Consider the following 26,082-nt stretch of genomic DNA (forward strand, 5'->3'; position numbering starts at 1 on the left):
ATTACGCCGCGCACCGCCAGTTCCATCGCCAGATCCTTGTCCATACCCTCAAGCGAGAGCAGGTCTTCGGCCGGATGGGCGTCTGCCAGCTTTTCCTCGGTAGCGATGGCTTTGGTCAACAAACGATCCTTGGCGCGAGCACGAAGCTCGTTGACGATGTCTTCGTCAAAGCCGTCGATGTTGAGCATTTCCTCCAACGGTACGTAGGCAATTTCTTCCAGGCTGGTGAAGCCTTCGTCGACCAGCACCTGAGCCAGTTCTTCGTCGACTTCCAGGTCGTCGATGAAGTTGCGCAGGATGTCGCCGGTTTCCGCTTGCTGCTTGGCCTGGATGTCCGACTCGGTCATCACGTTCAGGGTCCAGCCAGTCAATTGACTCGCCAGGCGTACGTTCTGACCGCCGCGACCAATCGCCTGGGCCAGGTTGTCCGCACCGACAGCGATGTCCATGGCGTGAGCGTCTTCATCGACGATGATCGCTGCCACTTCGGCAGGGGACATGGCGTTGATGACGAACTGAGCCGGGTTGTCGTCCCAGAGCACGATATCCACACGTTCGCCGCCCAACTCGCCGGAAACCGCCTGGACACGCGAACCACGCATGCCGATGCAAGCGCCCTGCGGGTCGATACGTTTGTCCTTGGAGCGAACGGCAATTTTTGCACGCGAGCCCGGGTCACGGGAGGCAGCCATCACCTCGATGAGACCTTCGGCGATTTCCGGAACTTCGATCCGGAACAGTTCGATCAGCATTTCCGGCGCGGTGCGCGAGAGGATCAGCTGAGGGCCACGGTTTTCAGTGCGGATCTCTTTGAGCAGTGCACGGACGCGGACGCCAACGCGGAAGGTTTCCCGCGAGATGATGTCTTCACGCGCCAGCAGCGCTTCGGCATTGTTGCCAAGGTCGACGATGACATTGTCACGTGTAACTTTTTTAACAGTACCGGAAATGATTTCGCCCAGACGCTCACGATAGGCGTCCACGACTTGAGCGCGCTCGGCTTCGCGAACTTTCTGCACGATGACTTGCTTGGCAGTCTGGGCAGCGATGCGGCCGAACTCGATGGATTCGATCTTTTCTTCTACAACGTCGCCGACCTTGGCGCCGGGATGAGTTTCGGCAGCCTTGCTTGGCCAGGTCTCGATCGCCGGATCATCAAGATCGGCTTCCTCGACGACCGTCCAGCGACGGAAAGTTTCGTATGCGCCTGTGTGGCGGTTGATTTCCACACGCAGGTCAACTTCGTCTTCGAAACGCTTTTTGGTGGCCGTAGCCAGCGCAATCTCAAGCGCTTCGAAAATCACACCGGCCGGTACCCCTTTCTCATTGGATACCGACTCAACAACCAGCAGTACTTCTTTGCTCATCGTACGCCTCGCCTTTCGCAAGCCATTGGATCCGCGGGATCCGCAGTATCTGGCACGTCTTTAGTCAAACGTGGGAATAATGTTGGCCTTGTCGATCAGATCGATCGGCAACAGGTATTCGTGGGTATCCACTTGCACCACGACATCCTGCTCCTCCACCCCGCGGAGAAGACCTTGAAAGTTACGTCGACCTTCGAAGGGCGAGCGCAGCTTTATTTTCACTTGTTCCCCGGCATGCGCGGCAAACTGTTCGATCGTGAACAGCGGGCGATCCATGCCAGGAGAGGACACCTCGAGCGTGTATTCGGAGCTGATCGGATCTTCGACATCCAGAACGCCACTGACCTGACGGCTGACCGCTTCGCAGTCCTCCACCAGAACGCCGTTTTCTTTATCGATATAAATACGCAGCAGTGAATGCCGGCCCTGGGAGATGAATTCGATCCCCCAACATTGATAGCCAAGAGCCTCGACCACCGGGGCCAACAAGGCCTGCAACTGTTCTAGCTTGCTCGACACCTGAACCCCCTCGTGCATGCTGTGCAAATAAAAAATGGGCAAAGCGCCCATCATGAAAAACGCCGTTGAACAGCGGCGTCGTAAAGTGTCCAGCTAACAAAAAGCCCCTTAAAAGGGGCTCCGCGATAACTGGTTGCGGGGGCTGGATTTGAACCAACGACCTTCGGGTTATGAGCCCGACGAGCTACCAGACTGCTCCACCCCGCGTCAAAGCTGGGGCGGAAGTATACGACCGATCCCGATTTGGGTCAATCCGACACATTCCACCTACAAGAAAGCCCGCAACTGCGGGCTGACTTGTTCAATTGGTACCGAGAAGGGGACTCGAACCCCTACACCCTATGGGCACAACCACCTCAAGGTTGCGTGTCTACCAATTCCACCACCTCGGCATTACAACTCTTTTGCAGCCCTTACAGCGACCGCGAATCCCGTGTTACTTCTGCTCTGGAGCAGCAGGTACATCAGCTGGAGCAGCGGCTGGTTTTTGCTGACCTTCCAGTACAGGAACGTCATCTGTTGCCGGCTTTTGCTTCACTTCCAGTACCGCTGGATCTGGCAGACCTGCTTGAGTCAGTTGGTGAGCTTTGTCTTTAGCAAAGTAACCTAACCCCAAGCTGGTCATGAAGAAACAGGCGGCAAGTATAGCAGTAAACTTACTAAGAAAGGTAGAGGAACCTTGGCCTCCGAAGACAGTATTTGATGCACCTGCTCCGAACGACGCACCAGCGTCCGCACCTTTACCCTGCTGCAGCAAAACCAGGACAACAACGCCCAGGGCACCCAGCAGATGAAGAACGACTACGACTGTTTCCAGCATTTTTCAGTTTCCCGCGGCACGAATGATCGCACCGAACTCATCTGCATTCAGGGAAGCTCCACCAATGAGCCCCCCATCGATATCCGGCATGCCGAACAGCTCAGCCGCATTGGCCGCCTTCACGCTGCCGCCATATAGAAGACGCACACCTTGCGCGACTTCCGAATTCTCTTTCGCCAACTGCGCACGAATGGCTGCGTGCACTTCCTGCGCCTGCTCCGGCGAGGCTGTCAGTCCGGTACCAATGGCCCAGACCGGCTCGTAGGCAATTACAGCATTCACAAAAGCTTCGATACCCAGCTCTTCGATGATGCTGTCGAGCTGTTGCCCGACAACCTCAAGCGTCTTGCCGGCTTCGCGCTCTGCAAGGGTCTCACCGATGCACAACACCGGAATCAGACCGCTTGCCTGGGCCGCCGCAAATTTGCGATTCAGGACTTCGTTGCCTTCGCCCATGATCTGGCGACGCTCCGAATGACCTACCAGCACCAGCTTGCAACCTGCATCTGCCAGCTGAGTCGGTGAAATCTCACCGGTCAGCGCACCTTGTCCCGCTTCGTGGGCGCAGTTCTGCGCACCTACAGAAATCGACTGTCCTTCGAGACAATCCACAACCAGGCTGACATGCAGACTTGGGGGAAATACCGCGACATCGACACCGCTCGGGAGGGCCAGATTCGCCAGGCCCTCGATCAGCTCAGCGACGCTGGCGCGGGTACCGTGCATCTTCCAGTTACCAGCTACCATAGGGCGACGCATGCTGTACCTCGTCGGTCAAAGTGGGCGCAGATGTTACCCAACAGTTTCAACACTGGCAAGCCGAAATCAGGCGCAAACTTCAGCAACCAGTTTTGCCAGCTCGTCAGCGTATCCAGCGACCACGGTTTCGTCTTCGCCTTCGACCATCACACGCACCAGAGGCTCTGTCCCGGACTTGCGCAGCAATACCCGACCACGACCGCCCATGGCCGCCGTCACGCGCGCGCAAGCTTCCTTGACCGCAGGATGCTGCACAGGGTCGATGTCACCACCGTCAAAACGGACGTTGACCAGCACCTGCGGGCATTTGCGCAGCCCCTGACGCGACTCGGCCAGCGTGCGACCGGTACGTTTCAGCGCGAGCAGAACCTGTAGCGCCGCGATGATCGCATCCCCCGTCGTCGTATGCTGGAAGCAGACCACGTGACCGGAATTTTCCCCACCCACCTGCCAGTTGCGCTCCAGCAGCTCGGCGATCACATAGCGGTCGCCGACATTGGCGCGCACGAACGGGATGTTCAGGTCTGCCAGGGCCAGCTCAAGCCCGAGGTTGCTCATCAACGTGCCAACCACACCACCTTGCAGACGCCCACGCTCGTGCAGATCGCGAGCGATGATGAACAGCAGCTCATCACCGTCGACCACGGCGCCAGTGTGATCCACCATCAACACCCGGTCGCCGTCACCGTCGAAACCGATGCCCAGATCGGCCTTCTCGGCGACCACGGCGGCCTGCAGCGCATCCATGTGCGTCGAGCCACAGTCTTCGTTGATGTTCAGGCCGTTCGGTGCAGCAGAGAGCACAGTCACCTGCGCACCCAGCTCACGGAAGACGTTCGGCGCCACCTTGTACGTCGCGCCATGTGCGCAGTCGATGACCAGCTTGAGGCCGGCAAAGTCAGTACTGGTCGGCACGCTGGATTTGCAGAATTCGATATAGCGACCTGCTGCGTCGTTGATCCGCGACACCTTGCCCAGCTTCGCCGACTCGGTCACCGTCATCGGCGTATCCAGCAGCTCTTCGATCATCATCTCGATCTCGTCCGGCAGCTTGGTGCCCTGGCCGGAGAAGAACTTGATGCCGTTGTCGTAGTGCGGGTTGTGCGAGGCACTGATCACGATGCCGGCTTCGGCATGGAACGTGCGGGTCAGGTAAGCAATGGCCGGCGTCGGCATTGGACCGAGCAGCATCACATCGGCGCCTGCCGCAGAAAGACCGGCCTCCAGAGCCGATTCAAACATGTACCCGGAAATCCGTGTGTCCTTGCCGACCAGAATGCGGCAGGCGCCCATCTTGCGGAACGCCATGCCGGCGGCCCAGCCCAGCTTGAGCATGAAATCAGGGGTAATCGGGAATTGACCTACGCGACCGCGGATACCGTCGGTGCCGAAATATTTCTTGGTCATGGGTGCTCCAAATTTCTTATTTTGCCGATTCGACGGCAGCAATCATCCGCACGACATCGACCGTTTCGGCGACATCATGCACACGTAGAATCCTCGCGCCCTTGATCATGGCCATGGCTGCCAACGCAAGACCACCAAACAGACGGCCATCGACCGGCCTGTCGAGCGTCTTGCCGATCATGCTCTTGCGCGACACGCCCACCAACAGCGGCCGTCCCAGCACATGCAACGCTTCCATATGCTTGAACAGGCTCAGATTGTGGTCGAGGGTCTTGGCAAAGCCGTAGCCGGGGTCGAGAACGATTTTCTCGGCAGGTATGCCTGCGGCAATGCACTGCGCCATGCGCTCTTCAAGGAATGTCGTCACCTCCCCGACCAGATCCACATACTGCGGATCATCCTGCATGTCGGTAGGCTCGCCGAGCATGTGCATCAGACACACCGGCAGACCGGTCGCGACAGCAGCATCCAGGGCACCGTCACGGCGCAGCGAACGGACGTCGTTGATAAGCCCTGCACCCAGCCTTGCGGTTTCGCGAATGACAGCGGGCGTGGAGGTATCCACCGAAATCACCACGTCGAGTTCGCGCGCGATAGCCTCGACCATCGGCGCGACGCGCTCCAGCTCTTCCACGGAAGAAACAGCGCGAGCACCCGGCCGGGTCGACTCGCCGCCGACATCGATCAGCGTGGCGCCAGCAGCGACCATCGCCTCGGCATGCCGCAACGCGGCATCACGCTGAGCAAAACGACCGCCATCGGAGAAGGAATCAGGGGTGATGTTGAGAATGCCCATGACGTGAGTCCGGGACAAATCAAGAACCCGGTTGCCGCAAGGCAACCGGGTCGGGTGAAGCGAAGAAGTCATGTCAGGCCTTAGTGGTCAGCCGCCGGGCCGCCAATCGGAGTTTCCGGACGCGGGCCGGCTGGCGCTGTAGGCGTACCGGAAGCACCGGAACCACCTTCCCAGTCGCGCGGTTCACGAGGAGTACGACCCGCCATGATGTCATCGATCTGCTCGGCATCGATGGTTTCATACTTCATCAGCGCGTCGGCCATTGCGTCGAGCTTGTCGCGGTTGTCGGTGAGAATCTGCTTCGCCGTGCCGTAGCACTGATCGATGATGCTGCGCACCTCAGAGTCAATCAGACGCGCCGTGTCCGCAGACAGGCTGGCATTCTGACCACCGCCGCCACGACCCAGGTAACCGCCGTCCTCTTCCTCCGAATACATCAGCGGACCGAGTTTTTCCGACAAGCCCCATTTGGTGACCATGTTCCGGGCGATCTGGCTGGCACGCATGATGTCGTTGGACGCACCGGTGGTGACACCGTCGAAGCCCAAGGTCATTTCTTCAGCGATACGGCCACCGTACAGCGAGCAAATCTGGCTGATCAGCGCACGCTTGGACAGGCTGTAGCGATCTTCTTCCGGCAGGAACATCGTCACACCCAGCGCACGACCGCGCGGAATGATCGATACCTTGTAGACCGGGTCATGCTCAGGCACGACACGGCCCACGATGGCGTGACCGGCCTCGTGATAAGCGGTGTTCTGCTTTTCCTTCTCCGACATGACCATGGATTTGCGCTCGGCACCCATCATGATCTTGTCTTTGGCCAGTTCGAACTCTTTCATTTCGACAATGCGCTTGCCGACGCGAGCAGCGAACAACGACGCCTCGTTGACCAGGTTGGCCAGGTCAGCACCGGAGAAGCCCGGCGTACCACGCGCAATGACGGCAGCATTGACGTCATCACCCATCGGCACTTTACGCATGTGCACTTTCAGAATCTGTTCACGGCCACGGATGTCCGGCAGGCCCACCACGACCTGACGGTCGAAACGGCCCGGACGCAGCAGCGCAGGGTCGAGAACGTCGGGACGGTTGGTAGCGGCGATCACGATGATGCCGTCGTTCATTTCAAAGCCGTCCATCTCTACCAGCAACTGGTTGAGAGTCTGTTCACGCTCGTCGTGACCGCCGCCCATGCCGGCGCCACGATGGCGACCAACGGCATCGATCTCGTCGATGAAGATAATGCAAGGCGCGTGTTTCTTGGCTTGCTCGAACATGTCACGGACGCGGCTTGCACCGACACCCACGAACATCTCAACGAAGTCGGAACCGGAAATGGTGAAGAACGGTACTTTTGCCTCGCCAGCAATCGCCTTGGCGAGCAGGGTCTTACCGGTACCTGGTGGGCCGACCATCAGCACGCCGCGCGGGATACGACCGCCCAGACGCTGGAACTTGCCAGGATCGCGCAGGAACTCGACCAGTTCGCCCACTTCTTCCTTGGCCTCGTCGCAACCGGCAACGTCAGCCAGCGTAGTCTTGACCTGATCTTCGGAAAGCAGGCGTGCCTTGCTCTTGCCAAAGCTCATCGGCCCGCCCTTGCCTCCGGCACCACCTTGCATCTGGCGCATGAAGAACATGAACACGGCAATGATCACCAGGATCGGGAAGCTGGCAACCAGCAACTGGGTCCAGATGCTCTGCTGCTCAGGCTGCTTGCCCTCGATCACGACATTGTTGTCGACCAGATCGCCGATCAGGCCATTGTCCTGAATCGCCGGACGGATGGTCTTGAAGGTGTCGCCGTCGCTGCGCTTGCCCGTGATGACGTAACCGTCAACGGCAACTTTCTCGACCTTGCCATCCTTCACCTGCTGGATGAACTCGGAGTAGTTGAGGGTCTGCGGCTCGTTCGGGCTGGAGAAGTTGTTCATCACGGTCACGAGAACCGCCGCGATGATCAACCACAGGATCAAATTCTTTGCCATATCGTTCAATTAGCTACCCTCTGAAGCAAGCTCGACGATGGAGCGTGCTTCGCATGATATTCACCGGCCTAACTTACTACAGATCCTACAGGCATGGCAGGCGGCGTCTGTAACCCTTTGTGAAACATTGACAACAAGATGTTCGTTACGCTTCGTAAATAAAGCCATTTGAAAAAAGCTATTGCCCTTACTCAAAACCGCCCGGCGCTTCGTAACCGCCCTTGAAACCGCGCCCCAGCAGGTATTGCTCGCGGGACCGGTCGCGGGACGATGTAGGCTTGCGCATCTGCACCTTGTCGAACATCTTGCGAACATCCTTGTGGTAAGCGTCGAAACCTTCCCCCTGGAAGATCTTGATCAGAAAATCACCACCCGGACGCAGAACCCGACCCGCCAGGTCGAGCGCCAACTCGCAAAGGAACATGGCGCGTGGCATATCCACAGCGCTCAATCCACTCATATTGGGGGCCATATCGGAAATCACAAGATCTACTTGAGTATTACCGATCGCCGCGAGGATTTGCTTGAACACTGCATCCTCGGTGAAATCTCCTTGAATAAAGGTCACATCCGGGATGCTGTCCATCTCCAGGATGTCGGAAGCGATCAAGCGGCCCTGCCCGCCAATCAGACGACTGGTCACCTGCGACCACCCTCCAGGCGCTGCGCCGAGGTCGACCACGGTCATGCCGGGACGGATCAGGCGGTCCTTTTCCTGGATCTCCAGCAGCTTGTAACTCGCACGCGAGCGGTAGCCGTCCTTCTGCGCCTGTTTGACGAAAGGATCGTTGAAATGCTCTCTCAGCCAGTTATGGCTGCTCTTGGAACGCTGCGCCACGGGGCACCTCGATGATTAGCGTCGTGATTGACTGGGCGTAGCCATGGCCCCTCGGGTAAAATGGCCACCAATTTTACAGAATCAGACGAAAAGGGTCAGATTATGCCGCTCAATAACGAGCAGAAGAAACAGTACAAATCCATTGGACATGACCTGAAGCCGGTTTTGATGGTTGCCGGCAATGGCCTGAGCGAAGGTGTGCTGGCCGAACTCGAACGCGCCTTGGCGGATCATGAGCTGATCAAGGTCCAGATCAAGCTGGAAGACCGCGACGAGCGTCGCGTCGTGATCGACGAACTGTGCAAACAAGGCCGCGCGGAGCTGGTACAGACCATCGGCAAGATGGCACTGATCTATCGCAAGAACCCGCAACCCAACAAACAACTGTCCAACATTCACCGCTACAAGTAACGGTGACCCCAGTCAGTGGCGCAATTCGCGCCCTGACTGGAATCCGAGGCCATCAGCACTCAGATGTGCTTCACCTCAACGATCTCGTATTCGACCGTACCGCTCGGAGTCTTGACGACAACCGTGTCACCTTCTTCCTTGCCGATGATGGCGCGCGCGATCGGTGCACCACTGGAAAGCTTGCCCTTCTTAACGTCGGCCTCGTCCTCTCCAACGATCTGATAGGTGACCTGATCACCGGTCTCAGTGTTTTCCAGCTCCACAGTCGTGCCGAAGATCACCTTGCCGGTATGGGCGATGGTGGTGACATCGATCACGACAGAGTTCTGCAAACGGCCTTCGATATCGCGAATACGCGCCTCGACCATGCCCTGCTCCTCACGGGCAGCATGGTATTCGGCGTTCTCCTTGAGGTCGCCCAGCTCGCGAGCTTCACCAATCGCCTGGCTCAGCCGCGGACGCTCGGTCTTGCTCAGAAATATCAGCTCGTCTTCCAGGGCGCGAGCGCCCTGAACGGTCATCGGATATTTGGTCATGCTCATGCGTTGAGTCCTGCATGCAGATCCTGCAAGCGACGAACGGTCTTTTCCGGACCGAATTTCAGCGCTTCACAGATGGCTTCACCCGCCGCGATGGTCGTCGTGCAGTAGATCTTGTGCTGCAGCGCGTTGCGACGGATCGAGTAGGAGTCAGCGATCGACTGACGACCTTCGGTGGTGTTGATGATCAGCGACACTTCGTCGTTCTTGATCATGTCGACCACGTGAGGACGACCCTCGGTCACCTTGTTGACGCGACGAACCTTCAGACCGGCTGCTTCGATGACGCGTGCGGTGCCGGCAGTGGCAACCACTTCGAAGCCCAGCTCGATCAGGTTACGGGCAACACCCGCCACCAGCGGCTTGTCGTCGTCACGGACGCTGATGAACGCGGTACCGCCGGTCGGCAGCACTTCGCTGGCGCCCATCTGCGCCTTGGCGAACGCCTCACCGAAGGTGTCGCCCACACCCATGACTTCACCGGTGGATTTCATCTCTGGGCCGAGGATCGGGTCGACGCCAGGGAACTTGGCGAACGGGAAGACGGCTTCCTTGACACTGTAGAAGTTCGGGATGATTTCTTTGGTGAAGCCCAGTTCTTTCAGGGTTTTGCCAGCCATGACGCGAGCGGCGATCATCGCCAGCGAGGTACCGATGCACTTGGAAACGAATGGCACGGTACGCGAAGCACGCGGGTTGACCTCGATCACGTAGATCTTGTCGCCCTGCAGTGCCAGCTGAACGTTCATCAGACCGACCACGCCCAGCTCCAGCGCCATTTTGCGCACCTGATCGCGGACGTCGTCCTGCACGTGAGCCGGCAGCGAGTACGGCGGCAGCGAGCACGCGGAGTCACCGGAGTGAACACCCGCCTGTTCGATGTGCTGCATGATCGCGCCGATCACCACGTCAGTGCCGTCGCAGACCGCATCCACGTCCATTTCGATGGCGCAGTTGAGGAAGTGGTCGAGCAGCACAGGGCTATCGTTGGAGACCTGTACGGCTTCACGCAGGTAACGTTTCAGCTCGTCCAGTTCGTAGACGATTTCCATGGCGCGGCCGCCCAGTACGTACGACGGGCGCACGACCAGCGGATAGCCGATGCCGCCGGCAGCGCGGATCGCTTCTTCTTCGCTGCGCACGGTGGCGTTTGGCGGCTGCAGCAGGTTCAGACGCTGAACCATCTGCTGGAAGCGCTCGCGGTCTTCTGCACGGTCGATGGCATCAGGACTGGTGCCGATGATCGGTACGCCAGCTTCTTCCAGCGCACGCGCCAGTTTCAGTGGAGTCTGGCCGCCGTAGTGGACGATGACGCCTTTCGGCTTCTCGACACGGCAGATTTCCAGCACGTCTTCCAGGGTCAACGGCTCGAAGTACAGACGGTCGGAAGTGTCGTAGTCGGTGGACACGGTTTCCGGGTTGCAGTTGACCATGATGGTCTCGTAACCGTCTTCACGCAGCGCCAGAGCGGCGTGTACGCAGCAGTAGTCGAACTCGATGCCTTGACCGATACGGTTCGGACCGCCGCCCAGGATCATGATCTTGTCGCGGGTCGACGGGTTGGCTTCGCACTCTTCCTCGTAGGTCGAGTACAGGTAAGCGGTGTCGGTGGCGAACTCGGCGGCGCAGGTGTCGACGCGCTTGTAGACCGGCAGCACTTCCAGCTTGTGGCGATGACGGCGCAGGTTCTTGTCGGTGATACCCAGCAGCTTGGCCAGACGCTGGTCGGAGAAGCCCTTGCGCTTCAGACGCAGCATCAGGTCCTTGTCGATGGCCGACAGAGCCAGGGTCTTGACCTTCTCTTCTTCCTTGATCAGATCTTCGATCTGCACCAGGAACCAGTGATCAATGTTGGTCAGGGCGAAAATGTCGTCGCAGCTCATGCCGGCGCGGAATGCGTCAGCCACGTACCAGATACGCTCGGCACCCGGCACGGTCAGTTCGCGCTTGAGGATGCTGCCGGCTTCCGGGCTGGCCAGGTCGACTTTCGGGTCCAGACCGCAGGCACCGACTTCCAGACCACGCAGGGCTTTCTGCAGGGATTCCTGGAAGGTACGGCCGATGGCCATGACCTCGCCCACAGACTTCATCTGGGTGGTCAGGCGGGCGTCGGCTTTCGGGAATTTTTCGAAGGCGAAACGCGGCAGTTTGGTGACGACGTAGTCGATCGACGGCTCAAAGGAGGCCGGGGTACGACCGCCAGTGATGTCGTTCTGCAGCTCGTCGAGGGTGTAGCCGATAGCCAGTTTGGCTGCGATCTTGGCGATCGGGAAGCCGGTGGCTTTCGAAGCCAGCGCCGACGAACGGGATACACGCGGGTTCATCTCGATCACGACCATGCGGCCAGTGTCCGGGCAGATACCGAACTGCACGTTGGAACCACCGGTTTCAACGCCGATCTCACGCAGCACCGCCAGCGAGGCGTTGCGCATGATCTGGTATTCCTTGTCGGTCAGGGTCTGTGCCGGAGCAACGGTGATGGAGTCACCGGTGTGCACGCCCATCGGGTCGAAGTTTTCGATGGAGCAGACGATGATGCAGTTGTCCTTTTTGTCGCGGACCACTTCCATCTCGTACTCTTTCCAGCCGATCAGCGATTCGTCGATCAGCAGTTCCTTGGTCGGCGAAAGGTCCAGACCACGGGCGCAGATTTCTTCGAATTCTTCACGGTTGTAGGCGATACCGCCACCAGTGCCGCCCATGGTGAAGGACGGACGGATAATGCACGGGAAGCCCAGCTTCTCGAGGACCGCATTGGCCTCTTCCATGGTGTGGGCGATGCCGGAACGCGGGCATTCCAGACCAATGGCCTTCATCGCCTTGTCGAAGCGCGAACGGTCTTCAGCCTTGTCGATGGTGTCGGCATTGGCACCGATCATTTCCACGCCGAACCTCTCCAGAACGCCTTCGCGCTCCAGATCCAGTGCGCAGTTCAGAGCGGTCTGGCCACCCATGGTCGGCAGCAGCGCGTCCGGGCGCTCCTTCTCGATGATCTTGGCGACGGTCGCCCATTTGATCGGCTCGATGTAGGTCGCGTCCGCCATCGCCGGGTCGGTCATGATGGTGGCCGGGTTGGAGTTCACCAGGATGACGCGGTAACCCTCTTCGCGCAGGGCTTTACAGGCCTGGGCGCCGGAGTAGTCGAATTCACAGGCCTGGCCGATCACGATCGGGCCAGCGCCGAGAATCAGGATGCTTTTAATGTCTGTACGTTTTGGCATGGGTTGTCACTCGAATCCTATGTCAGTCGGCAAGCCGTCTTGAACATTCTCTGAGGTGGCCGGGCGGGCTTTCGGATCGAGTCCGGCCCGCCGCGGGCACCTGCCTACAGTCGCAAGTCAGCCGCTTAGCGGCGCTTGGCCATGGCTGTGATGAAGCGATCAAACAGCGGCGCGACGTCGTTCGGGCCCGGGCTCGCCTCAGGGTGACCCTGGAAGCTGAACGCGTCTTTGTCGGTACGCTCGATACCCTGCAGGGTACCGTCGAACAGAGACTTGTGAATGGCGCGAACGTTGCCTGGCAGAGTGGCTTCGTCTACCGCAAAACCGTGGTTCTGGCTGGTGATCATGACGACGCCGGTGTCCAGATCCTGAACCGGGTGGTTGGCACCGTGGTGGCCGTGGCCCATCTTGACGGTCTTGGCGCCGGACGCCAGAGCCAGCAACTGGTGACCCAGGCAGATACCGAAGACCGGAATTTCGGTTTCCAGCACGTCCTTGATGGCCTGGATCGCGTAGTCGCAAGGCTCCGGATCGCCAGGACCGTTGGACAGGAACACGCCATCCGGATTCAGCGCCAGGACCTCGCTGGCCGGAGTCTGTGCCGGCACCACGGTCACGCGGCAGCCGCGCTCGACCAGCATGCGCAGGATGTTGGTCTTGACGCCGTAGTCGTAAGCCACGACGTTGTACGGCAGGTCAGCGGCCGGGATTTCCGGATGGCTGTCGGTCTGCAGGCTCCAGACGCTGGAGCGCCACTCGTAGCTTTCTTTGGTGCTGACGACTTTCGCCAGATCCATGCCTTTCAGGCCCGGGAAGCCGCGCGCTGCTGCGATGGCCGCTTCTTCGGAAATGTTGTCACCGGCCATGATGCAGCCGTTCTGTGCGCCTTTCTCGCGCAGGATGCGGGTCAGGCGACGGGTATCGATGCCGGCGATGGCAACGACGTTGTTGGCTTTCAAGTAATCCGACAGGGACATCTTGTTGCGCCAGTTGCTCGCGACCAGAGGCAGATCACGAATCACCAGGCCCGCCGACCACACGCGATCAGACTCGGCGTCTTCCGGCGTGGTGCCGGTGTTGCCGATGTGAGGGTAAGTCAGGGTGACGATCTGCTGGGCATAGGAAGGATCGGTAAGGATTTCCTGATAGCCGGTCATTGCGGTGTTAAACACCACCTCTCCAACGGTTTGACCGTCGGCTCCAATGGCTTCGCCGCGAAAAATGCTGCCATCAGCAAGGGCGAGTATGGCTGGCTTAGTCAAGAAGACCTCCCGTAATAAAGCCTGAAGGGGCGATCGCAGGTTGTAAAAAAGCGGAATGACGTATTGACACGTCACCCCGCTTTTTTTCATCGAATTATCTGCGCGCTTTTAGTGGACACACTAAAGCTGTAGCTTACAGAAAAAGTGATTTTTAATCCACCGCTAAAACGCCTTTAAGGCTGGAGAATGCGACAGGACATCGCGTAGCGGGGTGAAACTGCGGGCAGGATACAGGGAAAACCCCATATCCGCCCGCATTGTTGCGTGTGCGGATGTGTGAATCAGCGCAGATCCAGCACGTCCTGCATGTCGTACAGATCCGACGATTTGCCGTCGAGCCACAACGCGGCACGCACTGCACCCTTGGCGAACGTCATGCGACTGGACGCCTTGTGGGTGATTTCCAGGCGCTCGCCTTCCGCAGCGAAAAGCACGGTGTGATCGCCGACCACATCGCCACCCCGCACAGTCGCGAAACCGATGGTCTCGCGCTCGCGAACACCGGTGTAGCCTTCACGCCCGTAGACCGCGACCTTGCTCAAGTCACGTCCCAGTGCATTGGCCACCACTTCACCCATGCTGACTGCCGTACCCGACGGCGCATCCACCTTGTTGCGGTGATGCGCTTCGATGATTTCGATGTCCGCATCCTCCCCCATCACTCGCGCTGCCAGATCGAGCAGCTTGAAGGACAGGTTCACGCCGACACTGAAATTGGAGGCGAAGACAATCGGGATGTCCTTGCTTGCATCAGCCAGCAACTGCTTCTGCTCAGCGCTCAGACCCGTGGTGCCAATGACCATGGCCTTGCCCGCCTTGCGGCAGAAAGCCAGGTTTTTCAGCATCACGTCCGGCAGGGTGAAGTCGATCAGTACATCGAACTCATCGGCCACCTGCTCCAGGTTGCCGGTCAGTTGCACGCCGATACGACCCAGCGAAGCCAGCTCGCCTGCGTCAGCACCAATCATGGTGCTGCCAGGACGAACGATCGCAGCCGTCAGCCCCGTCAGCGGAGCACGCTCCTGAACGGCTTCGATCAGGTTCTTGCCCATCCGCCCGGCGGCGCCCATCACAGCAATACGTCGCATGCCCTGCTCCTCAGAGATCGCCGAAGAAACGCTTCACGCCTTCGAACCAGCCGCTGGCCTTGGGCGAATGCGAGCTGTCGCCTTCGAGCGAAGAACGCAGCTCTTCCAGCAGCTCGCGCTGACGACGGCTCAGATTGACCGGCGTTTCCACCGCAACCCGGCACATCAGGTCGCCAGGACCACCACCACGGACCGGAGCCACACCTTTACCGCGCAGACGGAACTGCTTGCCGGTCTGGGTGCCTTCCGGGATTTTCAGTTTGACGCGACCGTCCAGAGTCGGCACTTCCAGCTCGCCACCCAAGGCAGCGTCAGTGAAGCTGATCGGCACTTCGCAGTACAGATGCTTGCCGTCGCGCTGGAAAATATCGTGCTCACGCACGTTGATCACGACATACAGGTCGCCCGTAGGACCACCTTGCACACCCGCCTCGCCTTCGCCAGACAGACGAATGCGGTCGCCGGTATCGACACCCGCCGGCACCTTGACCGACAGCGTCTTGTACTCTTCGACACGACCTTCGCCATGGCACGAATCGCACGGATCGGAAATGATCTTGCCGTTGCCATGGCAACGCGGGCAGGTCTGCTGAACGGAGAAGAAGCCCTGCTGCATGCGCACCTGGCCAATACCGCCACAGGTCGGGCACGTGACAGGCGAAGAGCCTTTCTTGGCACCGCTGCCGTCGCACGGCTTGCAGTTGACCAGCGTCGGCACACGGATGCTGACCGTGGTCCCGCGCACCGCTTCCTCCAGATTCAGCTCAAGGGTGTAGCGCAGGTCGCTACCGCGCTGCGCACCGCCGCGACCACCGCCGCCGGCACGACCACCACCGAAGAAATCACTGAACACATCACCGAAGATGTCGGAGAAGTTGGCGCCGCCAAATCCGGCACCGCCGCCACCCATGCCCTGATCCATGGCGGCATGACCATACTGATCGTAGGCCGCGCGCTTGCTGGCATCGGACAGGACTTCATAGGCCTCGTTGGCCTCTTTGAAGGCATCTTCCGAGGCTTTGTCGCCGGGATTGCGGTCGGGGTGATACTTCATGGCGAGGCGACGGTACGCCTTTTTCAGGTCCGCCTCGCTGGAGCCGCGCTCCACCCCCAATACTTCGTAATAGTCACGCTTTGACATAAGTTCTCTGCACTCTTGAGGACGTTCGACAAAACCCTCCTGAGCTTGCCGAACTCGTTGAGCCCTGTTTCAGGCCCGGACCCAACTCACGTCAATTCAACGATCCTGGTCTTCGTTCAACGGCCTTCGAACGACCGAGAAAAGCGGCAGAACAGCCGGATTGCAGGAGCTTCCGGCTTGCCACAAGGCCCGCGAAACGAGCTCGCCGGCCTTAAAAATTTCGTCTGTTCCAGACACGCCAACGCGGGAGCAAGCTCCCGCGCGGCGACATCCTACCAGCGACCACCAGCAAAGTGGTCAGTGGGCGATCAAGTGAGCCTGCGCTTACTTGTGGTCTTTCACTTCTTCAAACTCGGCATCGACAACGTCGTCAGCCTTGTGCTCTTCCTGAGCTGCCTGAGCACCGGCTTCAGGCTTCTCGGCCTGCTCGGCGTACATCTTCTGAGCAACCGGAGCGGAGACTTTCGACAGCTCTTCGACCTTGGCGTCGATGGCAGCCTTGTCGTCACCCTTGACGGCGGCTTCCAGGGCAACCACGGCAGCTTCGATAGCGGTCTTCTCTTCGGCAGCGACCTTATCACCGGCGTCAGCGACCATTTTGCGAGTCGAGTGAACCAGTGCATCACCCTGGTTACGGGCAGCGGCCAGCTCTTCAAACTTGCGGTCTTCTTCCGAGTTCGCTTCAGCGTCGCGGATCATTTGCTGGATTTCTTCGTCCGACAGACCCGAGTTAGCCTTGATCACGATCGACTGAGTCTTGCCGGTGGCTTTGTCTTTCGCGCCGACGTGCAGGATGCCGTTGGCGTCGATGTCGAAGGTCACTTCGATCTGAGGCACGCCGCGTGGAGCCGGTGGAATCTCGGCCAGGTCGAATTTGCCCAGCGATTTGTTCGAGGAAGCCTGCTTGCGCTCACCTTGCAGCACGTGAATGGTCACGGCGCTCTGGTTGTCGTCGGCAGTCGAGAACACTTGCGATTTCTTGGTCGGAATCGTGGTGTTCTTCTCGATCAGCGCGGTCATCACGCCGCCCATGGTTTCGATACCCAGGGTCAGCGGACTGACGTCCAGCAGCAGAACGTCTTTCACGTCACCGGCCAGTACCGCACCTTGAATCGCAGCGCCCATGGCGACCGCTTCGTCAGGGTTGACGTCTTTACGGGCTTCTTTGCCGAAGAAGTCAGTCACGGTTTTCTGAACCAGTGGCATACGGGTTTGACCACCGACCAGGATCACGTCGTTGATCGCACCAACGTCGATACCGGCGTCTTTCAGAGCGATACGGCAAGGCTCGATGGTGCGCTGAACCAGGTCTTCAACCAGCGATTCCAGCTTGGCGCGGGAGATCTTCACGTTCAGGTGCTTAGGACCGGTGGCGTCTGCAGTGATGTATGGCAGGTTGACGTCGGTCTGCTGGCTGGACGACAGCTCGATCTTGGCTTTTTCGGCAGCTTCTTTCAGACGCTGCATCGCCAGCGGGTCACCTTTGAGGTTCATGCCGCTTTCTTTCTTGAATTCGTCGACGAGGTAGTCGATCAGACGAATGTCGAAGTCTTCACCACCCAGGAAGGTGTCGCCGTTGGTGGCCAACACTTCGAACTGGTGCTCGCCGTCGACTTCAGCGATCTCGATGACCGACACGTCGAAGGTACCGCCACCCAGGTCATAAACGATGACGGTGTGGTCGCCTTTCGCCTTGTCCATACCGTAAGCCAGAGCAGCTGCGGTCGGTTCGTTGATGATGCGCTTGACGTCCAGACCCGCGATGCGGCCGGCGTCCTTGGTGGCCTGACGCTGGCTGTCGTTGAAGTAAGCCGGAACGGTAATGACCGCTTCGGTGACCGCTTCGCCGAGGTAGTCTTCGGCGGTTTTCTTCATTTTCTTCAGGACTTCCGCAGAGATTTGCGGAGGTGCCATTTTCTTGCCGCTGGCTTCAACCCATGCGTCGCCGTTGTCGGCCTTTACGATTTTGTAAGGCACCAGCTCGATGTCTTTCTGTACGACGTTCTCTTCGAAACGACGGCCGATCAGACGCTTCACCGCGTACAGGGTGTTGTGCGGGTTGGTGACCGCCTGACGCTTGGCCGACTGACCGACGAGGATTTCACCGTCGTTGGCGTAAGCGATGATCGAAGGGGTGGTACGCGCGCCTTCAGCGTTCTCGATAACCTTGGCTACGCCGTTTTCCAGCACGGAGACGCAGGAGTTGGTGGTCCCCAGGTCGATACCGATAATCTTGCCCATGTTTGACTCTCCCGAAACTTTAATTTGGTTGCCGCAACTGCGTTTACAAATTGCGGTAAATTTTTAAGCGCTTGACCCGTTAATGGGGGTCAATCAGCTGATTTCAAGCCTGTTCGTCAATCGACGGAGCAACTGGCGACGGCGCCTTGCTGACCACAACCATGGCCGGGCGCAGCAGGCGACCGTTGAGCTGATAGCCCTTCTGGAACACCTTGAGCACGCTGTTCGGCTCGACATCGGCGCTTTCCTGCATCGCCATCGCCTGGTGATGCTCGGCGTTGAACGGCTGACCGTGCGGATCGATCGCTTCCAGCTGGAAACGCTTGAGGGTGTCGTTGAACATCTTCAGCGTCAGCTCGATGCCTTCACGCATCGGACGGATGCTTTCGTCATCCGGGTTCGACAGGTCCAGGCCACGCTCCAGACTGTCGACGATCGGCAGCAGGTCGCTGGCGAATTTTTCCAACGCGAACTTGTGCGCCTTTTCCACGTCCTGCTCGGCACGGCGGCGGACGTTCTGCAGATCCGCAGCAGCACGCAGAGACTGGTCCTGAGCGGTTGCCAGCTGTTCTTCCAGCACTTGCACACGGGTTGCCAAATCTTCTCCGGAACTCGCTGCCTCGGCAGCCTGGTCCTGAGCTTGCGTATCCGGGTTCTGTTCGTCAGCCATCGTTTTCTCCTTCCAATTACGTCCGTGAGCTCGACTCACGCTTCTGCCCGGCTATATGGGGCCTGAATTTTCGGCTTCAAGGGCTTTCGATACAGGATCCGGTGAATAGCCCTACAAATTTTCCGACTTGATCACGACTCGACGCATCAACTGGAAAAACGGCGCAAGCGGACTAAAAAGAGCGGGCGTGCAATCAAATCGAGCTAAGCCCCAGGATTGTCACGCCAAAGCAAAACACTGTATAAATAACCAGACAATTTTCTGGGAGCCGCCCCTATGCTGGTGCACCTGTCCATACACAACTACGCCATCGTCGAACACCTCGATCTCGAGCTGGATCGCGGCATGAGCGTGATCACCGGGGAAACCGGCGCCGGCAAGTCGATCATGCTCGACGCGCTGGGCCTGACCCTGGGCGATCGCGCCGACAGCGGCGTTGTGAGGCCTGGAGCCGACAAGGCGGACATCCTCGCGACATTCGATGTATCGGACATCCCGGAAGCACAGGACTGGTTGCAGCAGCGCGATCTGGAAAACGACGGCCCGTGTATCCTGCGCCGCGTGATCACGGCCGAGGGTCGTTCGCGCGCCTATATAAATGGCACACCCTGCCCGCTGGGCGACCTCAAAGCGCTTGGCGAGCTGCTCATCGATATCCACAGCCAGCATGAACATCAGTCACTGCTCAAGACCGACACTCATCGCCGACTGCTGGACGAATACGCCAACGCCACCGACCTCGCCCGGCAGGTACAACTGGCCGCGCAGCGCTGGCGGCAGACCCGCCTGGAACTGGAGCGCCTGACCAATTCCGGAGACGAGCAGCGGGCCAAGCACCAGTTGCTGAGCTATCAGCTCGAAGAACTGGAAGGCCTGAGCCTGGGCGAGAACGAACTCGAATATCTGGAGCAGGAACACACCACCCTGACCAACGCCGAAAGCCTGCTGAGTATTTGCCGACAAGTGGTCGAGCAATGCAGCGAGAGCGATTCGGGCAATGTGCTCAACGCATTGACCGCCAGCCTCAATCGGCTGAGCAGCGTCAACAACCAGCCGGACTCCTTGAACGAAGCGACCAATCTGCTGGCCAGCGCACAGATTCAGGTCGAAGAAGCCGTCGGCGAGATCAATCGCTTTCTGGACCGGTTCGATGCTGATCCTGCTCGCCTGCAGCAGGTCGAGGAGCGCCTGGACACCATCTATACACTCGCGCGCAAACACCGGGTGCAGCCGACCGAAGTGCCGGCGCTGCACCAGAAGCTGCTGGACGAGATTGAAACCCTCAACGCCAACGACGAAGCCATCGAGCGCCTTCAGCACGAACTGGGTTCCTACGCTCGCCATTACCAGGAAAAAGCCCGGGAGCTGAGCGACCTTCGCCACCGCGCGGCGCCGGACCTGGCCCATGCCGTCGAACAGGAAATCCAGCGACTGGGCATGCCTGGCGGTCGCTTCACCATCGAGCTACGGGAAAACGCAGATAAAGAGCTGTCGCCTAACGGCCTTGAACAGGTCGAACTACTGGTCAGCGCCAACCCGGGCCAACCGCTCAAGGCGCTGGCGAAAGTGGCGTCCGGTGGTGAGCTTTCGCGTATCAGCCTGGCGATTCAAGTCATTACCGCTCAGACCTCACGCATACCCACTCTGGTGTTCGACGAAGTCGATGTGGGCATTGGCGGCCCGACTGCGGAAATCGTCGGCCAACTGCTGCGCCGACTTGGCGAGCGCGGGCAAGTCATGACCGTCACCCACTTGCCGCAGGTTGCCGCTCAAGGCCATCAGCACCTGTTCGTACACAAGGTCCGTGAAGAGGACGCTACCCGCACAGCCGTCGCCAAGCTGAGCAAAAGCGAACGCGTGGAAGAAGTGGCGCGGATGCTCGGTGGCATCGACTTGACCAAGGAGTCCCTGGCCCACGCGAAGAAAATGGTGGTGGCAGCGAAGTCGTGATGACAAGCGGTGTCGCGCAGTTTGCATACCAGCCCGCGGAAGGGGGCTAGGCTCGCGAAACAGGTGGGACAGGTGACACTGCATTGCCGGGTCGGACGCCTTCGCGAGCAGGGCTCCCTCCCACAGGTCATTCGCCTCATCCAGAACGAACAAAGGCGACCCGAGGGTCGCCTTTGTTTTTGTATCAAAAAAAGACTTATGCCTTTTTGTGGCGTACGTAGAGCACCAGATTGTGATCCACCAGCTCAAAGCCGTGGCGAGCCACGATGGCTTTTTGCAGCTTCTCGATTTCTTCGTCGAAGAACTCGATCACCTCGCCGGAGTCCACGTTGACCATATGGTCGTGGTGGCCGCCGTCGGCCAGTTCGAATACGGCGTGACCGCCGTCGAAGTTGTGGCGAACCACCAACCCGGCTGCTTCGAACTGAGTCAAAACACGGTAAACCGTCGCCAGACCGACGTCTTCGTTGGCCTCCATCAGCGCCTTGTAAACGTCTTCCGCGCTCATGTGGCGCTGCTCTGCAGAGTCGAGCATTTGAAGGATCTTGACCCGTGGCAGGGTCACTTTAAGTCCAGCTTTGCGTAGTTCGCTATTTTCAACCATGGTCAGCTTTCTCGCAGACGCTGCTTCGCAGCTTCTCTTAATGCAGGTATGATCGGGGTTTACGTTGTCCCAGCCAAGATAGTGGAAGTCGCCCACCGATGCAAAACACCAAGCTCTTGCTAACCAGTTTCACCTTCGTGGGACTGCTCGCACTCGCCGGTTGTTCATTCCCCGGGGTTTATAAAATCGACATCCAACAGGGCAATGTCGTCACGCAGGACATGATAGACCAGTTACGCCCCGGAATGACCCGTCGGCAAGTAAGGTTTATCATGGGCAACCCGCTGTTGGCCGATACTTTCCACCCTGATCGCTGGGATTATCTGTACAGCCTGCAACCCGGTGGCGGTGAACGCCAGCAGGAGCGCATCAGCCTGATCTTCAACGGCAGCGACCAACTGGTCAGCCTGTCCGGTGACTTCAAACCCGGCGTCAGCCGTGACGAAGCGATCCTCGGCAAGAGCACCGACACCACTGTCACCCCCGCAAACACTGGGGAACAGCCGAAGAAAGAAGAGCCGCCAAAACCTGGCTCGCTGCTCGAACAGATCCAGAACGACGTCGACAAGGTCGAGACCGTTCCCGTTCCAACGCAGGAACCGCTGGACACCAACCCGCGCTGATCCGTCAGCCATCCAGCGAAACGCCACACAAAAAAAGCCCGGACATGTCCGGGCTTTTTTATTTCTGCCAATTGCAGCCATGCAAAACTTAAATCGATCCGGCCTGCTTTTTCGCCTTGGCAGCCCTTTCAGCGCGCAAGCGACGTACCTCTTTGGGATCAGCCAGCAACGGTCGGTAGATTTCGATCCGGTCGCCCTCTTCCACTACCTGTGTTTCAGGATGAGCGACCACCTTGCCGAAAATGCCCAGCGGGCACTGCGCCAGATCCAGCCCGGCAAAACGCTGAGCCAGATCCGATGCCAACACTGCCGCGCGTACCGTGGTGCCCGGCGCTGCCTCCAGCGAAAGCAGCGCCTGCTCTTCAGCCGTTGCGTACACCACTTCAAAACGAATCATCGAATCAGCCATGCAGCTCTTTGGCGCGCTGGCAAAATGCATCGACCAGCGTGTTGGCCGCCTGATTGAACAAAGGCCCGAGTGTCGCCCGCACGATAGGACCGGAATAGTCGAAGGACAGATCAAGGCTGATCTTGCAGGCTTTCTCGCCCAGCGCCTTGAACGTCCAGACGCCGTGCAACTGACTGAACGGCCCCTCTTCCAGGTTCATTTCGATGATCTGCCCCGGCGTCAGGGTATTGCGGGTGACAAAGTGCTGGCTCAAGCCACCCTTCGCCACCTCGACCCGCGCCCGCATCGCCGTGTCGCTCTTTTCCAGCACCGTGGTGCCGGAGCACCAGGGCAGGAACTCGGAGTAGCGAGCCACGTCATTGACCAGGTCGTACAGCGCCTGGGCGGGGTACGGCAACAGGGCCGAACGTTGAATATGCGTAGTCATGTCAGCGTCATTTCCAAAGCTGAGCGGCAAACACGATCAGAATGCCGATCGGCGCTACGTAGCGCATCAAAAAGAACGTCAGAGCGAACAGTACCGGACTGCGCACCGACAACTCGTCGCGCACTGCCTCACGGCCCATCACCCAACCTGCGAAGATCACGAAACACAATCCACCCAGCGGCAGCATGATCCGCGAGGTGAAGAAATCAATCACACCAAAGAAGTCCAGCCCCGCTGCTGCACCCCACTGGTAGAGGTGGAACGCGCCGCCTTCGTTCACGAAAAACTTGGCTTCCTTCCAGATGTTGAACGAGAACACCGTCCCCAGTCCGACAAACCAGCAGATGAACGACAGCCAGAACGTGACCCAGCCGCGACGTACCTTGGTGCGCTCCACCAGATAAGCCACCATCGGCTCCAGCAACGAAATCGCCGAACTCCACGCGGCTACCGCCACCAGCACGAAGAAAATCACGCCCATCACGGTGCCGAAGGCCACGTTACCGAAGGCATACGGCAGGGTGACGAACATCAGGCCCGGCCCTTCGCTGGGATTCAGCCCGGCGGCGAACACGATCGGGAACAGCGCCAGCCCCGCCAGCAGCGAGACGAATGTATCCAGCAGCGCCACACCCACCACGGTCGCGCTGATCGACGCTTCCTTGGTCATGTATGCACCGTAGATCATGATCGAACCGACGCCTACGCTCAGCGAAAAGAACGCGTGGCCCATGGCTGGCAACAGACCGTCGAGGAGCTTCTCCGGCGTGAAGTCGAACATGAAGTGCAGGCCTTCCATGAAATGCCCGGTGGTCAGGCTGTAGCCCAGCAGAATCACCATCAGCACGAACAACAGCGGCATCAGGATACGCAGGCTGCGCTCCAGCCCTTCATTGACACCCTTGGCGATGGTGATCGCCGACAGCAGCATGAACAGCGTGTGCCAGCCGACTAGGCGCCACGGATCGGCGATCATCTCGCCGAAGAAGGCACCGACACCGTCTGGCGTCACCGCCTGGAAATCGCCCTTGCCGACGTCGATGATGTACTCCAGCGACCAGCCACCGACGACACTATAAAAAGAAAGAATCAGCAGCGCCGTGATCATCCCGGCGAAGGCCCCCCACGACCACTTCGCCGAGTGCCCCGCTTCCTGTGCGAGCACCTTGAGGGCGTTGGCCGGACTCTGCCGGGCACGGCGGCCGATCAGGGTTTCGGCGATCATCACCGGAATGCCGATCAACGCGATGCAGGCCAGAAACACCAGCACAAACGCGCCGCCGCCATACACGCCGACCATGTAGGGGAACTTCCAGATGCTGCCCAGACCCACGGCAGAGCCTGTTGCCGCAAGGATGAACACCCAGCGACTGGCCCAGCTTCCGTGGACCGATACCTTGTCCTTCGACATCGTTGACGCGCCCAACCCGCAAAAAAGATCGCGCATTGTCCGGGATTCACACTATGTGCTCAAGCACGCTGCTTCACCGTAGCCGCCGACGCCGTTGGTCCCTATAATGCGTCGCCTATGGCCAAGCTCAAGAAACATCCCACAGGGACCATCGCGCAAAATAAAAAGGCGCGTCACGATTACTTCATCGAACACAAGTTCGAGGCCGGTCTGGTCCTGGCCGGTTGGGAAGTAAAAAGCCTGCGTGCCAACAAGGTGCAGCTGGTGGACAGTTACGTGCTGCTCAAGGACGGTGAGGCCTGGCTGATGGGTAGCCATATCACACCGCTGACGACTGCCAGCACCCACGTCATCGCTGACCCGACACGCACCCGTAAACTGCTGCTCAACAAGCGCGAGCTCGAAAGACTCAACGCCGCCGTTGCGCAAAAAGGCTACACCGCCGTCGCCCTCTCCCTTTACTGGAAGCAGCACTTGATCAAGTGCGAAATCGCTCTGGGCAAAGGCAAGAAGGAATACGACAAGCGGGACACCGAGCGGGAACGCGACTCCAATCGCGAACTGCAACGGGCCGTGCGCAACAAGGGCAAGGAAGACTAAACAGGTCCTCTGAATTGCTCCACGCTCCCCCTGTAGGAGCTGGCTTGCCCTGCGACCGACTGCGCAGCAGTCGTACACCCATGCACATTGGCAGTGTCAGGTACACCGCGTGCACAGGATTTACGACGGGTTCCCCGCCGGTCGCAGGACAAGCCAGCTCCTACAGGGGGAACGTGACACTCGCCTCAAATACCGTTACGCCGCTCTGCCCTGGCCTTGCGCTGCACTTCCTGGCGCACCTCTTCCAGCACCTCCTGCACATACAGCAGATGGCGGCTGGACACCTCACGGGCATCCTCGGCCCGGCCTTCGATGATCGCCAGATACAACTCACGGTGCTGACTGATCAGCATGTCGCGGGTTTCCGAGCGCTGTTTGTACATACCGCCGATGTTGGTCACCACGTTGCGCCGCAGCAGATCGAACAGGCCGCGAATGGTGTGCAGCAACACGGCATTGTGGCTGGCCTCGGCGATGGCCAGATGGAAATTGGCATCCGCCGCACCTTCTTCCGCCCGACTGACCTCATCCACCCGGCTGTAGCAATCCTGCAGAGCATCGAATGCTTCACGCAGGCGCGTGCGGTCGACATCGGTCGCACGAATCGCCGCGTAATAGGCACATGACGCTTCGAGTGTGTGACGGAACTCCAGCAGATCGCGTTGTGCTTCAGAACTGCTTTCCAGCAGATGCAGCAACGGATCGCTGAAGGTCGAACCCAGGCTTTCGACCACATAATTGCCGCCGCCCTGACGGCTGACCAACAGGCCCTTGGCGGTCAGTTTCTGGATCGCTTCGCGCAGCGACGGGCGCGACACACCGAACTGCTCGGCCAGCACGCGTTCGGCAGGCAAGCGCCCGCCCGGCTTCAGCGTGCCTTCAAGGATCATCTTCTCAAGCTGTTCAACGATGTCGTCTGACAAGCGGCGCTGACGCACCTGGTCAAAGGCCATACCCCTTCACTCCACATCCCCAGCTGTTTTTGGGG

At 59.2% G+C, this 26,082-nt stretch carries 24 protein-coding genes and 2 tRNA genes; 4 read left to right on the forward strand and 22 right to left on the reverse strand.

All coding sequences use genetic code 11. From position 1 onward, the window contains the following. The 10 genes from nusA to rlmE form a co-directional block, all read right to left on the reverse strand. A partial coding sequence (nusA, locus tag ACIPL0_RS20780; protein ID WP_400731576.1) for a transcription termination factor NusA occupies window positions 1-1,367 on the reverse strand: 1,367 nt, incomplete at its 3' end. Window positions 1,368-1,427: 60 nt separating this feature from the next. Further along, the gene (gene rimP / locus ACIPL0_RS20785) at window positions 1,428-1,886 is read right to left on the reverse strand and encodes a ribosome maturation factor RimP (protein ID WP_400596549.1); all 459 of its coding nucleotides are present in this window, start codon (window positions 1,884-1,886) and stop codon (window positions 1,428-1,430) included. 130 nt (window positions 1,887-2,016) lie between these two features. Then, a tRNA-Met gene (locus ACIPL0_RS20790) sits at window positions 2,017-2,093 on the reverse strand. 99 nt (window positions 2,094-2,192) lie between these two features. After that, window positions 2,193-2,278: transfer RNA gene (locus ACIPL0_RS20795), tRNA-Leu, on the reverse strand. Window positions 2,279-2,322: 44 nt separating this feature from the next. Continuing rightward, window positions 2,323-2,706, reverse strand: a complete 384-nt coding sequence (gene secG, locus ACIPL0_RS20800; RefSeq protein ID WP_400596230.1) for a preprotein translocase subunit SecG — start codon at window positions 2,704-2,706, stop codon at window positions 2,323-2,325. 3 nt (window positions 2,707-2,709) lie between these two features. After that, a complete protein-coding gene (gene tpiA, locus ACIPL0_RS20805) occupies window positions 2,710-3,465 on the reverse strand; it encodes a triose-phosphate isomerase (RefSeq protein WP_400596232.1) in 756 nt (251 codons plus the stop codon). Between the two features lie 66 nt (window positions 3,466-3,531). Next, the gene (gene glmM, locus ACIPL0_RS20810) at window positions 3,532-4,872 is read right to left on the reverse strand and encodes a phosphoglucosamine mutase (RefSeq protein WP_400596234.1); all 1,341 of its coding nucleotides are present in this window, start codon (window positions 4,870-4,872) and stop codon (window positions 3,532-3,534) included. 16 nt (window positions 4,873-4,888) lie between these two features. Next, window positions 4,889-5,740, reverse strand: a complete 852-nt coding sequence (gene folP, locus ACIPL0_RS20815) for a dihydropteroate synthase (RefSeq protein ID WP_400596236.1) — start codon at window positions 5,738-5,740, stop codon at window positions 4,889-4,891. Window positions 5,741-5,748: 8 nt separating this feature from the next. Further along, complete coding sequence (ftsH, locus tag ACIPL0_RS20820) at window positions 5,749-7,659, reverse strand: ATP-dependent zinc metalloprotease FtsH (RefSeq protein WP_400596238.1); 1,911 nt, start codon at window positions 7,657-7,659, stop codon at window positions 5,749-5,751. Between the two features lie 187 nt (window positions 7,660-7,846). Continuing rightward, window positions 7,847-8,497, reverse strand: coding sequence for a 23S rRNA (uridine(2552)-2'-O)-methyltransferase RlmE (gene rlmE / locus ACIPL0_RS20825; protein ID WP_400596240.1), 651 nt, complete (start codon window positions 8,495-8,497; stop codon window positions 7,847-7,849). Between the two features lie 102 nt (window positions 8,498-8,599). Between rlmE and yhbY the strand changes: the two genes are divergently transcribed. Next, window positions 8,600-8,908, forward strand: a complete 309-nt coding sequence (gene yhbY, locus ACIPL0_RS20830; protein ID WP_400596242.1) for a ribosome assembly RNA-binding protein YhbY — start codon at window positions 8,600-8,602, stop codon at window positions 8,906-8,908. A gap of 59 nt (window positions 8,909-8,967) precedes the next feature. Here the strand turns inward: yhbY and greA are convergent, their stop codons facing one another. The 7 genes from greA to grpE all read right to left on the reverse strand — a co-directional run bounded on the left by greA (window position 8,968) and on the right by grpE (window position 19,070). Continuing rightward, window positions 8,968-9,450: a transcription elongation factor GreA gene (gene greA, locus ACIPL0_RS20835; protein WP_400596244.1), complete on the reverse strand. Its 483-nt coding sequence runs from the start codon at window positions 9,448-9,450 to the stop codon at window positions 8,968-8,970. After that, window positions 9,447-12,668, reverse strand: a complete 3,222-nt coding sequence (carB, locus tag ACIPL0_RS20840; protein WP_400731577.1) for a carbamoyl-phosphate synthase large subunit — start codon at window positions 12,666-12,668, stop codon at window positions 9,447-9,449. Before carB ends, greA begins: the two co-directional genes overlap by 4 nt. A gap of 125 nt (window positions 12,669-12,793) precedes the next feature. Beyond that, a complete protein-coding gene (carA, locus tag ACIPL0_RS20845; protein WP_400596248.1) occupies window positions 12,794-13,930 on the reverse strand; it encodes a glutamine-hydrolyzing carbamoyl-phosphate synthase small subunit in 1,137 nt (378 codons plus the stop codon). A gap of 281 nt (window positions 13,931-14,211) precedes the next feature. Then, a complete protein-coding gene (dapB, locus tag ACIPL0_RS20850) occupies window positions 14,212-15,018 on the reverse strand; it encodes a 4-hydroxy-tetrahydrodipicolinate reductase (RefSeq protein ID WP_400596250.1) in 807 nt (268 codons plus the stop codon). A gap of 10 nt (window positions 15,019-15,028) precedes the next feature. Continuing rightward, window positions 15,029-16,159, reverse strand: coding sequence for a molecular chaperone DnaJ (gene dnaJ, locus ACIPL0_RS20855; protein ID WP_400596252.1), 1,131 nt, complete (start codon window positions 16,157-16,159; stop codon window positions 15,029-15,031). A 324-nt stretch (window positions 16,160-16,483) separates the two neighbouring features. Next, window positions 16,484-18,400 carry a molecular chaperone DnaK gene (dnaK, locus tag ACIPL0_RS20860; RefSeq protein ID WP_400596254.1) on the reverse strand — a complete coding sequence of 639 codons (1,917 nt, stop codon included), beginning with the start codon at window positions 18,398-18,400 and terminating at the stop codon, window positions 16,484-16,486. A gap of 103 nt (window positions 18,401-18,503) precedes the next feature. Beyond that, on the reverse strand, window positions 18,504-19,070 hold the full coding sequence (gene grpE, locus ACIPL0_RS20865) for a nucleotide exchange factor GrpE (protein ID WP_400596256.1): 567 nt from the start codon (window positions 19,068-19,070) through the stop codon (window positions 18,504-18,506). A 276-nt stretch (window positions 19,071-19,346) separates the two neighbouring features. On the opposite strand from grpE, the gene recN reads away from it, so the two are divergent. After that, window positions 19,347-21,020, forward strand: a complete 1,674-nt coding sequence (gene recN, locus ACIPL0_RS20870) for a DNA repair protein RecN (protein WP_400596258.1) — start codon at window positions 19,347-19,349, stop codon at window positions 21,018-21,020. Between the two features lie 196 nt (window positions 21,021-21,216). Here the strand turns inward: recN and fur are convergent, their stop codons facing one another. Then, a complete protein-coding gene (gene fur, locus ACIPL0_RS20875; protein WP_400596260.1) occupies window positions 21,217-21,624 on the reverse strand; it encodes a ferric iron uptake transcriptional regulator in 408 nt (135 codons plus the stop codon). Window positions 21,625-21,722: 98 nt separating this feature from the next. Between fur and ACIPL0_RS20880 the strand changes: the two genes are divergently transcribed. After that, on the forward strand, window positions 21,723-22,247 hold the full coding sequence (locus ACIPL0_RS20880) for an outer membrane protein assembly factor BamE (protein WP_400596262.1): 525 nt from the start codon (window positions 21,723-21,725) through the stop codon (window positions 22,245-22,247). An 88-nt stretch (window positions 22,248-22,335) separates the two neighbouring features. Here ACIPL0_RS20880 and ACIPL0_RS20885 read toward each other — a convergent pair whose 3' ends face one another. From ACIPL0_RS20885 to ACIPL0_RS20895, 3 genes are read right to left on the reverse strand one after another with little or no spacing between them, the layout of a single operon-like run. Next, window positions 22,336-22,656 (reverse strand): RnfH family protein, encoded by a 321-nt coding sequence (locus ACIPL0_RS20885; protein ID WP_400596264.1) that lies wholly within the window; start codon window positions 22,654-22,656, stop codon window positions 22,336-22,338. Next, entirely contained in the window at window positions 22,649-23,083 is a 435-nt protein-coding gene (locus ACIPL0_RS20890) for a type II toxin-antitoxin system RatA family toxin (RefSeq protein WP_400596266.1), read from the reverse strand. Before ACIPL0_RS20890 ends, ACIPL0_RS20885 begins: the two co-directional genes overlap by 8 nt. A 7-nt stretch (window positions 23,084-23,090) precedes the next feature. Next, window positions 23,091-24,494 carry a sodium-dependent transporter gene (locus ACIPL0_RS20895; protein WP_400596268.1) on the reverse strand — a complete coding sequence of 468 codons (1,404 nt, stop codon included), beginning with the start codon at window positions 24,492-24,494 and terminating at the stop codon, window positions 23,091-23,093. Between the two features lie 117 nt (window positions 24,495-24,611). Here ACIPL0_RS20895 and smpB point away from each other — a divergent pair, with 117 nt between their 5' ends. Continuing rightward, window positions 24,612-25,094 carry an SsrA-binding protein SmpB gene (gene smpB, locus ACIPL0_RS20900; protein ID WP_400596271.1) on the forward strand — a complete coding sequence of 161 codons (483 nt, stop codon included), beginning with the start codon at window positions 24,612-24,614 and terminating at the stop codon, window positions 25,092-25,094. Window positions 25,095-25,279: 185 nt separating this feature from the next. Here smpB and ACIPL0_RS20905 read toward each other — a convergent pair whose 3' ends face one another. Beyond that, window positions 25,280-26,047, reverse strand: a complete 768-nt coding sequence (locus tag ACIPL0_RS20905) for a GntR family transcriptional regulator (protein ID WP_400596273.1) — start codon at window positions 26,045-26,047, stop codon at window positions 25,280-25,282. Between the last annotated feature and the right edge of the window lie 35 nt (window positions 26,048-26,082).

It is taken from the genome of Pseudomonas sp. NPDC090208, from assembly GCF_044746785.1.
Lineage (GTDB): Bacteria > Pseudomonadota > Gammaproteobacteria > Pseudomonadales > Pseudomonadaceae > Aquipseudomonas.